Below are 12,232 nucleotides of genomic sequence, written 5' to 3'. Positions count from 1 at the left end.
GGCGCGATGATCACGCCCAGCACGCCGAGCACGGCCAGCGCCAGGATGATCAGGAAGGTGTACGGCTGCAGCTTCTCCAACGCGATCGACTGCTTCGGCGGCAGCGTCACCAGCAGCATGCGGCCGACATCGAACGGCGGCAGCGGCAGCAGGTTCAGCACGAAAAAACTGACGTTGAACATGATGCCGAGATTGGCCATGGTGCCGATGCCGAGCCAGACGCCTTCGCTGGAACCCGGCATGCCGACGGAGATCTTCAGCACCACCGCCCAGAGCACCGCCATCACCAGATTCGACAGCAAACCGGCAGCGGCGACCTTCACCGCACCGCTGCGCGGATTGCGGAAATTGCGCTCGGAAATCGGGATGAACTTGGCCCAGCCGATCAGAAGACCGCCAAGGCCGGCGCTGCTCAGCGCGATGAACACGCCGGGCAGCAATAGCGTGCCGATCGGGTCGACATGGGCGAGCGGATTGAGGCTGAGGCGGCCTTGCTGCTTCGCCGTGTTGTCGCCCAGCGCCAGCGCCATGCGGCCACGGACGATTTCGCGAACGGTGAGGGCGAGCACCAGCGGCAGCAGCGACACAGCCAGTCGCTGAAAAAGAGTCAGGGATTCCATCGGCCGATTATACCGGTGCCACGCGCGCCGCCTGCCCGCTCAGCTTTCTTCGAGGCCCAGCGCCGACACGTCGCCACGCCCCTGGCGGATCAGCACAGGCGCTTCGCCGGTGAGATCGATCACCGTGGTCGGGGTGACGCCGCAGGTGCCGGCGTCGAGGACCAGATCCACCGAACGCTCAAGACGGGCGCGATCGTCGTCCAGATCGTCGACCGGCTGTTCGGCGTCCGGCCATTGCAAGGTGCAGCTGAGGATCGGCTCGCCGAGCAGTTCCAGCAGCGCCTGGGTGACCTTGTGTTCCGGAATGCGGATGCCGATGGTCTTGCGCTTCTCGTGCATCACCCGGCGCGGCAGTTCCTTGGTCGCTTCGAGCACGAAGGTGTACGGGCCCGGCGTCAGCTGCTTCAGCAGCCGGTACTGCCAGTTGTCGACCTTGGCGTAGGTGGCGATCTCGGACAGATCGCGACAGACCAGGGTGAACTGGTGCTGGCGATCGAATTCGCGCAGGCCGCGGATGCGCTCTGCAGCATCCTTGTCGCCGAGGCGGCAGCCGAAGGCGTAGCAGGAGTCGGTTGGATAGGCGATCACCGCGCCCTGGCGGACACGGTCCGCCGCTCGCTGCAGCCAGCGGCGCTGAGGATCAATCGGATGTAGTTCAAGCCATTCGGAAGCCATGCCGCCATTGTCCCATGCCCGGATGGCGGATCGTTGACTGCAGCAATCAGTCCCCGTGATGCAAAGACCGGCGTGGCTATAATCCGGCCATCCGAAGCCTGGGGATCGACGATCCGCAGGCCGCCAACGATTCGATGCAGGAACCTGCCGCTGACATGAATGCTGTGCTCGACCTGATTCCCGCGATCCTGTTCTTCGCGGCCTACAAGCTGTACGACCTGTTCACGGCCACCGCCGTGCTGATCGCAGCGCTGCTGGTGATGGTGGCAGTGACCTGGCTGCGCACGAAGAAGGTGCCGAAGCTGCAGCTGGCCACGGCGCTCGTTGCTGCGGTCCTCGGCGGCTTGACGCTGTGGTTCCGCGATCCGAAATTCATTCTGTTCAAGCCGACGGCGATCTACGGCGCCTTCGCACTGGCCCTGCTCGGCAGTCACGTTATCGGCGACAAGGTGCTGATGCAGCGCATCCCGCAGAAAAATCTGGTGCTGCCCGAACCGCTGTGGCGCAAGCTCAATCTGGCCTGGGCGCTGTTCTTCGCGTTCTGCGCCGTGCTCAACATCTATGTGGCGATGAACTTCAGCGAAGCGGTCTGGGTGAAGGTCAAGGTGTTTGGCTTCACCGGGCTGATGTTGGTGTTCATGCTCGCCCACATCCCGTTCCTGTCCCGCTACATGGTCGATCCCGATGCCCCTGCGCGTTGACAACATCCGCAAGACGCTCGAAGCCTCGCTGGCGCCGTCGCAGCTGGAAATCGAGGACGACAGCCATCGCCACGCGGGCCATGTCGGCGCGAAGGGCGGCGGTCACTACCGGGTGTTCATCGTGTCGGCGAAGTTCTCCGGCCGCTCGCTGATCGGCCGGCACCGGATGGTCTACGAAGCGCTGGCCGATCAGATGAAGGGCGACATCCACGCGCTGTCTATCGTCGCCAAGGCGCCCGAGGAAGTCGGCAGCTAAACCGGCGTTTCCTGCCGACGTAGTAGCCAGCCCAGACGCAGGCATTCGAACAGCAGCCAGGCAAGCACCGCGCCGGTCAGCAACACCGCCTGTTCATCGAGCAGATTGCTCAACAAGGCTGGCAGATGGCCGCTCCAGAAGGCCTTGATCAACCCCAGCAGCGGATGCGGCCGCAGCAGATCGGCAGCGCGACGTCCCAGGAATTCGATTCCGGCTTCGCCCTTGCGCGCGGCTTTCAGCAGCCAACGCTCGCCAGCCAGTTCACCCGCATCGGCACTCGCTTTCAGCCAGGCCGTTGACCGAGCCGGACTCAGCCACAGCGCCAGGGTGCCGCCCGGACGCTCGGCCAGATTGGCGACGCGATTGAGCATCTGCGGATCATCGATCGGCCGCAGGATGCGTAGTGCCGCTGCCGGGCGCGCGCGTTCGGATAGCCGCGACACATCTCCAGCGACGGCCAGCAGTTCATCGGTCTTGCCAGTCTCGAAAGCACGACGCCCCAGACGCAGCAGGGTTTTCGCGAACGTCTCGCTGAGCGCGCCGGCGCGGCGCGCGAACTTCATCAAGGCCACGCCGGCATCGGCACCGGGCGCGATGGTCGTCGCCAGACCGAGCGCCGATAGCGCAACGATCACCTCGTCGCTGTCCTCGCCGCGCAGCGCTTTCGCGCCCTGGATCAGCAGATCGCGGACATCGCCGATCACTAGGAGATCGGCCGCCACCGCACCGGCAAGGGCTTCGGTGCTGTCGCCCTGCCCGGTCAGCGCACCGCGTCCGGCTTCGGTCAGCCTGCGCAGCACCGCATCGCGCTCGGCAATGATCTGCGTCTGCGCGGCCAGCAGGGCTGGCCGCTTATCGACGTCACCAGTCTCCAGACCAGCGTCGATGATCATCAAGGCTTCGCTGAAATGTCCGGCGGCGCGTTCGGCTTCGGCGCCGGCAAGCGGATCGTAATCGGCCAGCGCATCGAGTTCGGCATTCGCGGACAAGCTGGGCCAATGCTGAAGACAAGCCCAGGACAACAGCCCTGCAGCCAGCAGTCGGAATACACACAAGCCGATCCCGAACTTGCGTGATCCGGTCATGGCGCTAGCCGATGAGTCCGCGCAGCGCCGCCAGATCGAGCACCGGCACGCCGAGCTTTTCGGCTTTCGCGAGCTTCGATCCTGCAGCTTCTCCAGCGAGCAGGAAGTCGGTTTTCGCCGACACGCTGCCGGTGACCTTGCCGCCATTCGCTTCGATCAACGCGGCGGCTTCTTCGCGACTCAGGCCAGGCAAAGTACCGGTGATGACCAGGGTCTTGCCGGTCAACGCACCTTCTGCGGCGGCTTTCGGCGCAGGCCAGTGGATGCCGGCGCCGCCGTCTTCACGCAGCTTGACCAACGTGTCGATCACCGCGCGATTGCGTGGCTCGGCAAAGAAATGGGCGATCGACGCGGCGACCGTCGGGCCGACATCAGGCACCGATTGCAGTAGCGGAAACCGCTCTTTTTTCTTCTCGGCGTGCTCGGTGGCGAGATCCGCTTCGGCCGCTGCCAGCAGCGCTTCCAGGCTGCCGTAGTGCTGCGCCAGATCGCGCGCCGTGGTCTCGCCGACCACCGGAATACCGAGCGCGAACAGGAAGCGGCCGAAGGTGGTGTCGCGGCTGGCGTCGATCGCCTTGACGAGATTCTCGGCCGATTTCTCGCCCATGCGTTCGAGCACGGCGAGCTTCGCGGCATCGAGCTTCAGATAGATGTCGGCCGGCGTGCGTACGTCGAGTGCGTCGATCACCAGCGCCAGCAGTTTTTCGCCGAGGCCGTCGATGTCGATCGCCTTGCGCGACACGAAATGGATCAGCGCGCCATGCAACTGCGCGCGGCAGGACAGGCCGTTGGTGCAACGGGCAATCGCTTCGCCTTCCTCTTTCGCTACGGCACCGCCGCAGACTGGGCATTCATCCAGCAACTTCACCAACGCCCGCGCTTCGTGTGCACTGCGTTCTGCATCACTACGAATCACAACGCCGACAACCTCGGGAATCACATCCCCCGCCCGTCGAATCGTGACCGTGTCTCCTACTCGAACATCCTTGCGCAGGATTTCATCCATGTTATGCAAGGTCGCGTTACTGACCATCGCGCCCCCAACAAACTTCGGCTCCAAGCGCGCGACCGGAGTGACTGCGCCGGTGCGACCTACTTGAAAATCGACGCCCAGCAGCGTTGTTTCCGCTTCCTCGGCCGGGAACTTGTAGGCGACCGCCCAGCGCGGCTCGCGCGATACAGAGCCAAGTTCGTTGCGGCCGGCGAGATCGTCGAGCTTGAAGACGACACCGTCGATATCGAACGGCAGGCTCGCGCGCTTCTTGCCGATCGCTTCGAAGTACGCGAGACAGCCTTCCGCACCAGTCACCGGCTCGATCAGCTCGGAAACCGGAAAGCCCCAGGTCTTGAGCTGATCGAGTACATCGCGATGGCGAGCAGGCTGCTGCCAGCCTTCGGAAACGCCGGTGCCGTAGGCGTAGAACGCCAGCGGCCGCTTCGCGGTGATTACCGATTCGAGCTGCCGCAAGCTGCCGGCCGCTGCATTGCGCGGATTGACCGGCGGCTTCTCGCCGCGAGCCTCGGCATCGCGAACCATCTTCTGGAAGCCGGCCAGCGGCAGGAAAACTTCGCCGCGCACTTCGACCAGCGGCGGCACCTCGCCACGCAGGCGCAGCGGCAAGCTGCGGATGGTACGGAGGTTCTGGGTGATGTCTTCGCCGGTCTCGCCATCGCCGCGCGTCGCGCCCTGCACCAGCACGCCGTGCTCGTAGATCAGCGACACGGCGAGGCCGTCCAGCTTCGGCTCGGCGATGTAATCGACCTTCGCCTTCAGCAGTACTTCACGAACGCGGCGATCGAAGTCGATCAGTTCGGCGTGCTGCAGCTCGGGTCCTTCGGCCTTCAGATCGATCGCGGCCTTGCGCAGACTCAGCATCGGCTGGCGATGACGAACCGCGGCGAACATCGGCGAAGGCGCGCCGCCGACTCGCTGGGTCGGCGAGTCCGGCGTCTTCAGTTCGGGGTTCGCAGCTTCCAGCTGCTGCAGCTCGCTGAACAGCTGGTCGTACTCGGCGTCCGAAATTTCGGGCGCATCGAGTACGTAATAGCGATGGTTGGCCTGCTCAAGCTGCTGCCGAAGCTCGGCGGCACGCTTCGCCGCCGAAGTCTTCTCAGACACCGTGACTGCGCGCCCAGGCTTCGACTTCCTGCTGCAGTGCCCGCGCCGAGGACGGCGAGAACGGCTGCTTCTTGGCGTCGAACACTTCGGCGTTCAGTGCACGCGCCAGCTTTTCGGCGGTGCCGATCATGTCGCGGATCGCGTCCGGTGCCCGCACCGGGCCGGGCAGCACCATGAACAGGGTCAGGCCTGGGGTCGCGAAGGTGCCGGCGGCGGCCGGATCGAGATGTCCTGGCTTCAGCAGGCTGGCGACGCTGAACACGGCATCAGCGCCGAGCAGGCGGTGATAAATCTGGCGCGCGCCGTATTCCAGCTTCTGGTCTTCGAGCGCTTCGTGCAGCTCGTGGCCGAGGATCGCCTGCCCTTCGCGTTGCGCGATCAGCAAGGACACGATCTTCTGCGGACCGGGCATCACCGGCTTCGCGGGCGTCACCGCCGGCGCGGGAGCTGGCGGAGTAACGGGAACCGTTTTCGGCGTGCCGAAGCTCGGGCCGCGCGCCGGCACGATCGGCGCCGCCTCATCCGCAGCGGATTCGCCGAAGCGCGGTTCGACTCTGCGCGCCTTGCCGACACCGAACTCGTCGAACTGCTGGCCTTCCGCCCCGAAGATATCGAGCTGGCGCTCGCGCACCGGCGTGCCGGTACTGGGAATGTCGCTATCGGCGTTCATCGCCCGGCGGTCGCGGCGCGACAGAACGTAGATCGCGATGACGGCGATCACCGCGAAAATCAGCAACGCCCACTGCAATGGACTCATCGTTTCGCCTTTAGACCCCGAAGCATTTCAACGGCCGCTGACCCCGCACCAAGCCTCAAACGGCCGGTGCTTCCGCTGCTTCTTCCGGCGTGCCGGCCAATGCCACGGCCTGCTGCACATCGACGCTGACCAGGCGCGACACGCCCGGCTCCTGCATCGTCACGCCATGAAGGTGCTCGGCCAGCTCCATCGTGATTTTGTTGTGGGTAATGATAATGAATTGAACGCCCTGCGACATTTCCCGCACCACTTCGCAGAAGCGGCCGACGTTGGCATCGTCGAGCGGCGCGTCGACTTCGTCCATCAGGCAGAACGGCGCCGGGTTGAGCTGGAACAGCGCCAGCAGCAGCGCCACCGCGGTCATCGCCTTTTCACCGCCTGAGAGCAGCTGAATCGTCGAATTGCGCTTGCCGGGCGGCCGCGCCATGACCTTCACGCCACGGTTCAGCACCGTCGCGGTTTCGCCTTCCGGCGCTTCGCCTGTCAACTCGAGATAGGCCTCGCCACCGCCGAACAACTGCGGAAAGCGCGCTTTGAAGATCTCGTTGACCTGATCGAACGTGGTCTTGAAGCGATCGGTGGTTTCGCGATCGAGCTGAGCCATCGCGTCTTCGAGCGTTGCCAGCGCATCGCTGACATCGGCGTGCTGGGTGCTGATGTAGGCCTCGCGCTCGCGGCCCTCTTCCAGCTCCTGGATCGCCGCGAGATTGATCGCGCCAAGACGGTCGATGCGCCGGCCGATCGCGCCGAGCTTTTCTTCCCAGAGTTCGAGCGGCAGATTGCCGTTGGCATCCGGAATCAGGTCTTCGGCCAGTTCCTCACGGCTGAAGCCGCTTTCCGCGAACTGGCCTTCTGCCACTTCGCGACGGGCGCGCAGGTTCTCGAATTCCAGACGCGCGTTCTGCAACCGTTCCTGTGCGGCTTCCTTGCGCGATTCGGCAGCACGCAGCGCCCGCAGATTTTCCGCCTGCAGGGTTTCGGCGGCAGTCAGTGCGTCACGGGCAATCCGCAGGCGATTGCGCGCTTCGCCAACGGCGGCGCGGGAGGCTTCAACTTCGGCGGTCTTGGCGACGATCGGTGCATCGAGTTCTTCGCCAGCGACACGCCGCGAGCTCAGCGCCTGTTCGAGCGCTTCGCGCTGTTCGGCCAGGGAATGCAGCGATTGATTGACCGCCGCCAGCGCGCTGTTCTGGCCGGCCAGATGAACTTGCGCCTGGCCCCGCTGTACCGACGCCTGCTGCACGGCGGCGCGCGCCTGAGTCAGCGCATCGCGGCTGACAGACAGCACGCGGCTGCGTTCTGCGCGTTCGTTGCGCAACTGTTCGGCGGTGTCTTCGAGATCGCCGAGGCGGGCACGCGCTTCGGCCAGTTCTTCGGCCTGCTGCTCGCGCTGGGCGCTGAGCAGTTCGAGTTCCTGCGACAGCTGACGAATGCGGCTTTCGGTCTGCTCCAGCCGCACCGCCTGCGCTTGCCGATGCGCCAGACGCTGACCATGCCGGCTGCGCGTCTGATCGAGCCTGGCCGCGACGCCGCGGCGCTCGTTGTCGAGCTGCACGCGGCGGGTATTCATCTCCGTGAGCTGCTGTTCGCCGGTGCGTACGGTGCCCGTCAGTTCTTCGACCGAAGCCTTGAGCTGCTTCAGCAGCAGGCCGCGGGCGATGACGCCACTGTGCTGCGGATCGAGCTTCGGATAACGCACCCAGGCGCGGCCGCGCCAGACGCCATCGGCGGTGATCACCGATTCGCCGGCGCTTAAGCTTGCAGCGATCCGCTCGGCTTCCTCGATCGACGATGCCGCGCGAATGCCGGACAGCCAGTCGATCACAGCGGCCGGGCCGCTGACTCTGGCCGCCAAGGTGCCTTCCGTTCCCGGAAAACCCGCCTCGGCATGCAACAGCGTCGCGCCAGATTTGGGGCCGGCCGGCACGCGCTGCCCCTGCCATTCCGGCAGCAGCGGCGCCTGCAGCAAGCCACTCAGCACATGTTCGACCGCCGCTTCCCAGCCAGTATCGACCTGCAGCGCCGCATTCAAACGCGGCAGATTGGCCCAGCCATTGCTGCGCAGCCAATGACCGAGATCGGCGTCATCCTCGCGCAAGGCTGCTTGCTGCAGCGTTTCCAGCGAGGCCTGGCGACCCCGCGCGCTTTGCAGCGCTTGCCGCGCTTCGTGGAGGCCGGTTTCGACCGTGGTGCGCTGCTCGCGCGCTGCCTGCAATTCGGCATCGGCGGTCTGCAAGCGGGCTTGCGCTTCGCTCAACTCGTCTTCGAGCTCGGCGAGTTCGATATCGACTTCGGCCAGAGAATCGCGGATCGGCGTGCCATCGAGTGCGCCGCGCTCGCCGGTCATCCGGCGCAGGCGTTCCTCGGTCTGCACCAGCGCCCGTTCCTGGCTCTGCACGCGGACTCGCTCGCCTTCGGCGGCGAGCATCGGCGCCTGCGAACGCTGCGAGAACGATTCCCAGCGGCTCTGCTCTTCGGAGACGCGCGATTCAGCACCGGCCAGCAATTCCTGCTGCTGGGCTTCGCGGGCTTCGGCTTCCTCGGCGCGGGCCTGAGCGGCAGTCGCGGCCTGGGTCAGCGATTGATGACGCAGTTGTTCCTGATCGCGACGACGGGTCAGCTCGAAAAGCTGGCCTTCAAGCTGTTCCAGCTCGCGAACGCGGAGATTCTTCAGTTCGCGGGCATGGGCCAGATTCTGTTCGTGCCGGGCCAGTGCGCTTTCGGCCTCGTAGACCTGCGCCTGTTCGGCATTGAGCAGGTTGCCGGCTTCGCGGAGGCGGGTGTCGGCAACGTCCCGTGCTTCCTCAGCCGACACCACAGCGGCGCGGGCGATCTCCAAAGCCTCGTCGAGGCTGGCGATCGACGCTTCCTGCGCCATCGCCTGGGCTTCGAGCGCGCGCAGCCTCAGCAGCAGCACCTCGGCTTTAAGACGGCGTTCCTCGTCCTTGTATTGCTTGTACTTCTCGGCGTTCGCAGCCTGCTTCGCCAGCACTTCGATGCGGGCACGAAGTTCGCCTTGCAGATCGTTGAGTCGGCTCAGATTTTCCCGCGTCTGCTTGATTCGCGACTCGGTTTCCCGGCGGCGCTCCTTGTACTTGGAGATGCCGGCCGCTTCCTCGAGCAGCTGACGCAGTTCCTCGGGCTTGGCCTCGACCATCCGCGACACCATGCCCTGCTCGATGATCGCGTACTGGTTCTTGCCGCCGAGGCCGGTGCCGAGAAACAGATCGGTGACGTCGCGCTTCAGGCACTTGCTGCCGTTCAAGTAGTACTGGCTGCCGCCATCGCGAGTCAGTTCGCGTTTGACCGCCAGCTCGGCGTAAGCGGCAAACGGGCCGGTAACCTGGAAGTCGCTGTTGTCGAAGGTCAGTTCGACACTCGCCCGCCCGGCCGGCTTGCGCGAACGCGAGCCGTTGAAGATCACGTCCTCGGAGTCCGCGCCGCGCAGGTTCTTGATGCTGGCTTCGCCCAGCACCCAGCGCACGGCGTCGATCAGGTTCGATTTGCCGCAGCCGTTTGGCCCGACGACCGAGGTCAACCTGGACGGCAGCGGCAGGCTGGTCGGGTCGACAAAGGATTTGAACCCGGCGAGTTTGATTCCGGATAGACGCATGTACGGTGGGCTTTGCAGGGGGCTGGACGGAGCTGAGCCCGCCGCGAATAACCGACAGTTTAAGGGATGACAGCCATTTTGCAGTTCGGTGGCCGTTTACCAGGGGCGTCATTTGCGACAATAGCCGCCTCAGCTTCCTAACCTCCTCTTCAACAATGTCGACCAAGCCTTCGAAAGCGCTGGAAAATTTCCCCAACCCGAACCCGGGCCGTGACTTCGTGATCCGCATGCGGATGCCGGAATTCACCTGCCTGTGCCCGAAAACCGGCCAACCGGATTTCGGGACGCTGTACCTCGAATACATTCCCGAGGCGCTGTGCGTCGAACTGAAATCGCTGAAGCTGTATCTGTGGAGCTATCGCGATGAAGGCGCGTTCCACGAGGCAGTGACCAACAAGATCCTCGACGATCTGGTCGCCGTGACCCAGCCCCGCTTCATGCGCGTGACCGCCGACTGGTACGTGCGTGGCGGCATCTACACCCATGTGGTCGCCGAGCACCGGGCACCGGACTGGGCACCGACCTTCGCCGATACCGTACAGCTGCCGCCGGCGATGTGGCAGGGCTTCCAGGGTCATTGAGGCGGACTTCGGATTGTGATTTGACGCGCATTCAGAGGCCGCCAATGCGGTCACTGAGGCGGCTACCGCGCACGAAATTTGCTCGGGCCATTCCTGATCGTTGCCGGGGGGCGTCGGGACATGCTTGATTCCATCAGCGCGGCGGAGCAACGCCCTTATCGCGGACGCTTCGCCCCGACGCCATCGGGGCCGCTGCATCTCGGTTCGCTGAGCACCGCGCTCGCCGGTTACCTGGATGCGCGGCACGCGGGCGGTCGCTGGCTGATCCGGATCGACGACCTCGATGCGCCACGCTGCCGTCCTGAACATGCCGACACGATCCTGCGTCAGCTGGAAGCGCATGGGCTGCGCTGGGACGAAGAGGTCCGCTATCAGTCCCGGCACACGGCCGAATACGAAGCGGCATTTGACCAACTGCGCGTCGACGGCCTTTGCTATCTCTGCACCTGCACGCGCGCCCGGCTTGCCGAAACCTCGCACTCGGGAATCGATGGGCCGGTCTACGCGGGAATCTGCTCGCGTGCCGGTCACCAAGGCTCTGGAAGCTGGCGCTTGCGGATGCCCGATGGCGTGATTTCGCTGAACGATCGCCTGCACGGCACGATCAGCCGAGACCTGCAGCGGGACATTGGCGATTTCATGATCCGCCGTGCTGATGGCCTGATCGGCTACCAGCTTGCGTCGGTGATCGACGAACGCGAGCAGCGCATCAGCGCCCTGGTTCGCGGCGCTGACCTGATCGGATCGAGCCTGCGGCAGCAGTATCTGCTGCAGCATTTCGGGATCCCGATCCCTGCATATTTGCATGTGCCGGTGCTGCTCGACAGCAGCGGGCTCAAGCTCAGCAAGCAGAACCATGCGCTGCCGATCGCTTCGAAGAACGCCGCGCAGAACCTGATCCGGGCGCTGACCCTGCTCGGCCAGAGTGCCTTCGCGGCGGACTGGCACGGAAGAATCGACGAAATTCTGCGTCTGGCGGTCCGAAACTGGAATCCGGCGCTGATTCCAAGACGCCTCGACCTGCCCGCCTGAACCGGTAATCGGCACTACAGGGACTTCATGGTGCTATGCGGCATAGTCTGGCATTCTTGGCGCACCGCAACATAGTGAACCGCATGAACGATATTCGCGTCATCAAGAAATATCCGAATCGTCGCCTGTACGACACCAATGTCAGTCGCTACATCACGCTTGAGGAAGTGCGGCAACTGGTCCTGAGCAACGTCAGGTTTCGGGTCGAGGACAAGCGCACCAAGGACGACATCACGCGCAGCATCCTGCTGCAGGTGATTTCGGAGCAGGAAGAAGGCGGCAATCCGATCTTCAGCTCGGAGCTGCTGACCCACATCATTCGTTTCTATGGCGATCCGATGCAGCCGAGCATCAGCCGCTATCTGGAAATGTCGCTGCAGTTGTTCTTGCAGCAGCAGACCAACTTCAGCGAGCAACTGAAGGAACTGCTCGGCCAGGCTCAGCAGCCCGTGCAGCGCCTCAAGGATCTGGCGGAACGTCAGGTGCCGATCTGGCGCACCGTTCGCAAGGAGTTCCTGAAGAACCTGACGCGTGCAAAGGCAGTCAGGAAGGGTGGCACGGAACTTGGGGATTAATCAGCAGTACTGGTTAATCATTCCGGAAATTAGGCAGAAATTTTTGACACTTCCGTCAAAATTATTGATCACCATTGTTAACTATATGATTTAGATATATTTAATGATCTCGATCTGATTTGACAAGGCGCAATCAAAAATTTATAGTGCACTGCAACAACGATCAAGCAACAAGACGGCGCACCCAAGTCCAAGTATTACCTGCGCTGTGAATGTCT

The 12,232-nt window shown here is 64.0% G+C and carries 11 protein-coding genes; 5 read left to right on the top strand and 6 right to left on the bottom strand.

The annotated features are described in order from the left end of the window. Both QZY06_RS04005 and QZY06_RS04000 read right to left on the bottom strand, forming a co-directional pair. Nucleotides 1-620, bottom strand: a 620-nt coding sequence (locus QZY06_RS04005) for a site-2 protease family protein (protein ID WP_295680503.1), incomplete at its 3' end; no start/stop codon positions are given. Between the two features lie 39 nt (nt 621-659). Then, nucleotides 660-1,295, bottom strand: coding sequence for an L-threonylcarbamoyladenylate synthase (locus tag QZY06_RS04000; RefSeq protein WP_295680501.1), 636 nt, complete (start codon nt 1,293-1,295; stop codon nt 660-662). Between the two features lie 155 nt (nt 1,296-1,450). Between QZY06_RS04000 and QZY06_RS03995 the strand changes: the two genes are divergently transcribed. Both QZY06_RS03995 and QZY06_RS03990 read left to right on the top strand, forming a co-directional pair. After that, nucleotides 1,451-1,996 carry a septation protein A gene (locus QZY06_RS03995; protein ID WP_295680497.1) on the top strand — a complete coding sequence of 182 codons (546 nt, stop codon included), beginning with the start codon at nt 1,451-1,453 and terminating at the stop codon, nt 1,994-1,996. Continuing rightward, on the top strand, nt 1,980-2,252 hold the full coding sequence (locus tag QZY06_RS03990; protein ID WP_295680494.1) for a BolA family transcriptional regulator: 273 nt from the start codon (nt 1,980-1,982) through the stop codon (nt 2,250-2,252). The genes QZY06_RS03995 and QZY06_RS03990 overlap by 17 nt, the downstream gene beginning before the upstream one ends. Here the strand turns inward: QZY06_RS03990 and QZY06_RS03985 are convergent. The 4 genes from QZY06_RS03985 to smc all read right to left on the bottom strand — a co-directional run bounded on the left by QZY06_RS03985 (nt 2,249) and on the right by smc (nt 9,826). Then, the gene (locus QZY06_RS03985; protein WP_295680490.1) at nt 2,249-3,241 is read right to left on the bottom strand and encodes a hypothetical protein; all 993 of its coding nucleotides are present in this window, start codon (nt 3,239-3,241) and stop codon (nt 2,249-2,251) included. The two genes, QZY06_RS03990 and QZY06_RS03985, sit on opposite strands and share 4 nt — an antisense overlap. A gap of 100 nt (nt 3,242-3,341) precedes the next feature. Further along, the gene (gene ligA, locus QZY06_RS03980) at nt 3,342-5,456 is read right to left on the bottom strand and encodes an NAD-dependent DNA ligase LigA (RefSeq protein ID WP_295680487.1); all 2,115 of its coding nucleotides are present in this window, start codon (nt 5,454-5,456) and stop codon (nt 3,342-3,344) included. Further along, complete coding sequence (locus QZY06_RS03975; protein WP_295680484.1) at nt 5,449-6,213, bottom strand: cell division protein ZipA C-terminal FtsZ-binding domain-containing protein; 765 nt, start codon at nt 6,211-6,213, stop codon at nt 5,449-5,451. Before QZY06_RS03975 ends, ligA begins: the two co-directional genes overlap by 8 nt. Nucleotides 6,214-6,268: 55 nt before the next feature. Continuing rightward, complete coding sequence (gene smc / locus QZY06_RS03970) at nt 6,269-9,826, bottom strand: chromosome segregation protein SMC (protein WP_295680481.1); 3,558 nt, start codon at nt 9,824-9,826, stop codon at nt 6,269-6,271. A 155-nt stretch (nt 9,827-9,981) separates the two neighbouring features. On the opposite strand from smc, the gene queF reads away from it, so the two are divergent. The 3 genes from queF (at nt 9,982) to phaR (ending at nt 12,014) form a co-directional block, all read left to right on the top strand. Further along, nucleotides 9,982-10,407, top strand: coding sequence for a preQ(1) synthase (gene queF / locus QZY06_RS03965; RefSeq protein WP_295680478.1), 426 nt, complete (start codon nt 9,982-9,984; stop codon nt 10,405-10,407). Nucleotides 10,408-10,527: 120 nt separating this feature from the next. Further along, a complete protein-coding gene (gene gluQRS / locus QZY06_RS03960) occupies nt 10,528-11,439 on the top strand; it encodes a tRNA glutamyl-Q(34) synthetase GluQRS (protein WP_295680475.1) in 912 nt (303 codons plus the stop codon). Between the two features lie 83 nt (nt 11,440-11,522). Then, on the top strand, nt 11,523-12,014 hold the full coding sequence (phaR, locus tag QZY06_RS03955) for a polyhydroxyalkanoate synthesis repressor PhaR (protein WP_295680473.1): 492 nt from the start codon (nt 11,523-11,525) through the stop codon (nt 12,012-12,014). Nucleotides 12,015-12,232 lie beyond the last annotated feature (218 nt).

It is taken from the genome of uncultured Nevskia sp. (genome assembly GCF_903885465.1).
GTDB lineage: Bacteria > Pseudomonadota > Gammaproteobacteria > Nevskiales > Nevskiaceae > Nevskia.
Note: the sequence above shows the minus strand (reverse complement) of the source record. Positions and strands in the feature narration are given on the sequence as shown.